This window comes from Streptomyces sp. NPDC005070, assembly GCF_053600395.1.
This window is the reverse complement of record NZ_JBSFZS010000349.1, coordinates 1-2,797: the sequence shown is the minus strand read 5'-3', so window position 1 is coordinate 2,797 and position 2,797 is coordinate 1. Positions and strand designations below refer to the sequence as shown.

1 protein-coding gene and 1 pseudogene are annotated in these 2,797 nt (G+C 68.5%); one reads left to right on the top strand and one right to left on the bottom strand.

The genetic code is table 11. The features are described from left to right. Positions 1–1,307, bottom strand: a pseudogene (locus ACWEBX_RS38900) (transketolase); the annotation flags it as partial. A gap of 352 nt (positions 1,308–1,659) precedes the next feature. Here ACWEBX_RS38900 and ACWEBX_RS38895 point away from each other — a divergent pair. After that, positions 1,660–2,613: a heme o synthase gene (locus tag ACWEBX_RS38895; protein ID WP_451889427.1), complete on the top strand. Its 954-nt coding sequence runs from the start codon at positions 1,660–1,662 to the stop codon at positions 2,611–2,613. The last annotated feature ends 184 nt before the right edge of the window (positions 2,614–2,797 follow it).

Genomic DNA, 2,797 nt, shown 5'->3' with positions numbered 1-2,797 from the left:
TGCTCGCGGATGCCGAAGTGGATCGTGCGGCCGTACGGGTTCGCCTCCGGCAGCGGGTTGTCCGCCGGGAGGAAGGAGGAGGTCTTGTCGATCGTGGTGTTGTTCGAGCCGGCGAGGTCGGCGGAGCCGCCCCACAGCTCGGGGATGACCGCGCCGAGGGCCTGGAGCACCTTGCCGGACGCGGCGCGGGTGGCTACACCCGTGCCCGCCTCGAAGACCGGGAGCTTCTCCTCCCAGCCGCTCGGCAGCTCGGTCGCGGCGATGCGGTCGTACTCCGCCGCGCGCTCCGGGTTGGCGGTACGCCAGGCGGCGTAGCCCTTCTCCCACTCGGCCTTGGCCTGGGCACCCCGGTCCAGGGCCTGACGGGTGTGGGCCAGCACCTCGGCGGCGACGTCGAAGGACTTCTCCGGGTCGAAGCCGAGGACGCGCTTGGTGGCCGCGACCTCGTCGTCGCCGAGCGCCGAGCCGTGCGCGGCCTCGGTGTTCTGCGCGTTGGGAGCGGGCCAGGCGATGATCGAGCGCATCGCGATGAACGACGGCTTGTCCGTCACCTTCTTCGCGGCCTCGATGGCGTTGTAGATGGCGTGCGGGTCGAGGTCGCCGTCCGGCTTCGGGGCGATCCGCTGCACGTGCCAGCCGTACGCCTCGTAGCGCGTGACCGTGTCCTCGGAGACCGCGGTCTCGGTGTCGCCCTCGATCGAGATGTGGTTGTCGTCCCACAGCAGGACCAGGTTGCCGAGCTTCTGGTGCCCGGCCATGGAGGAGGCCTCCGCGGAGATGCCCTCCTGGAGACAGCCGTCACCGGCGATCGCGTAGATGAAGTGGTCGAACGGGGACTCGCCCTGCGGCGCCTCCGGGTCGAACAGACCACGCTCGTAGCGGGCGGCCATCGCCATGCCCACCGCGTTGGCGACACCCTGGCCGAGGGGACCGGTCGTGGTCTCCACGCCCGGCGTGTGACCGTACTCGGGGTGTCCGGGGGTCCTGCTGCCCCAGGTCCTGAAGGACTCCAGGTCGTCCAGCTCCAGGCCGAAACCGGCCAGGTAGAGCTGGGTGTAGAGGGTCAGGGACGAATGGCCGGCGGACAGCACGAAGCGGTCCCGTCCAACCCAGTCGGTGTCCGCCGGGTCGTGCCGCATCACCTTCTGAAAGAGGGTGTAGGCGGCGGGCGCCAGGCTCATGGCCGTACCGGGATGGCCGTTGCCGACTTTCTGTACGGCATCGGCGGCCAGGACGCGGGCGGTGTCCACGGCCCGCTGGTCCAGCTCGGTCCACTCGAGGTCTGTGGTGGTCGGCTTGGTGCTCACCCTGGGTCAGGGCTCCTCTCCACATGTCACACATGTCGAATGCCGGTGCACTGGGCGCCCCGGCCGTTGTCGAGCCTACCCCCGTGAGTACGTGCGTTTTTTCGAGTCATTCCAGACTGCCGGGACTCGCCGGGATCCGCCTCCCGACTGGGCCGTTCCGTGTTCGGCACATGAATACGGAGCCGCTCGTCCGAGTGCTCAATCGAGTCTCGGCCGGCTCTTCCAGCGGCACTCCTCAACACGGGCCCACCCCCGCGAATACCGGGGTCTGGGCAACGTCTACAGTGGCGTGGTACGCGCGGGCCTTTACGGGGATTTCATCCGGGGGCTCGCTGGGATGTCTCTGTCAGGGGTGTGCGTGACGGCCGTCGAATCCCGTCCTGCGGGTGTTCTCGGGACGAGCAGCAGCCGAGGCCAGCGGCCGTTCGGGGCCCGTCTCAAGGCGTTCGTGGCGCTGACCAAGCCGCGGATCATCGAGCTGCTGCTGATCACCACCGTTCCGGTGATGTTCCTGGCCCAGCAGGGTGTGCCCGATCTGAAGCTGGTGCTCCTCACCTGCCTGGGCGGCTATCTGTCCGCGGGCGGCGCCAACGCGCTCAACATGTACATCGACCGCGACATCGACGCCCTCATGGAGCGCACCTCGCAGCGCCCGCTCGTCACCGGCATGGTCAGCCCCCGTGAGTGCCTCGCCTTCGGCATCACGCTGGCGGTCGTGTCGACCCTGCTGTTCGGTCTCGCCGTCAACTGGCTGTCCGCCTGGCTGTCACTCGGGGCGCTCCTCTTCTACGTCGTCGTCTACACGATGATCCTCAAACGGCGTACCTCGCAGAACATCGTCTGGGGCGGCATCGCCGGCTGTCTGCCCGTGCTCATCGGCTGGTCGTCCGTCACGAACTCCATGTCGTGGGCGCCGGTCATCCTCTTCCTCGTCATGTTCTTCTGGACGCCGCCGCACTACTGGCCGCTGTCCATGAAGGTGCGCGACGACTACGCGCGCGTGGGCGTGCCGATGCTGCCGGTGGTCGCGAGCAACAAGGTCGTCGCCCGCCAGATCGTCATCTACAGCTGGGTGATGGTCGCGGTCTCGCTGCTGCTCACCCCGCTCGGCTACACGGGCTGGTTCTACACCGCGGTCGCGCTCGGCGCGGGCGGGTTCTGGCTGTGGGAGGCGCACGGTCTCCAGAACCGCGCCAAGGCCGAGGTGTCCGGCGGCAAGCTGAAGGAGATGCGGCTGTTCCACTGGTCGATCACCTACGTGTCGATCCTCTTCGTGGCCGTCGCGGTGGACCCCTTCCTCCGCTAGGGCCTGTCACGCCCTGGACCGGCTGCCGCCCGGCGCCGGCGGGGCCGGGGCGCGGAAGCCCGGCGGCCCCTGGGAAGCATGGACGGGAGGGGTGCGTGGCCTTGACCACGCACCCCACCCCGACCCCTAAGTAGTAACCCTCCGGTCGGACCTGTGCGATGGCGTTTTGTATTTACAAAGATAT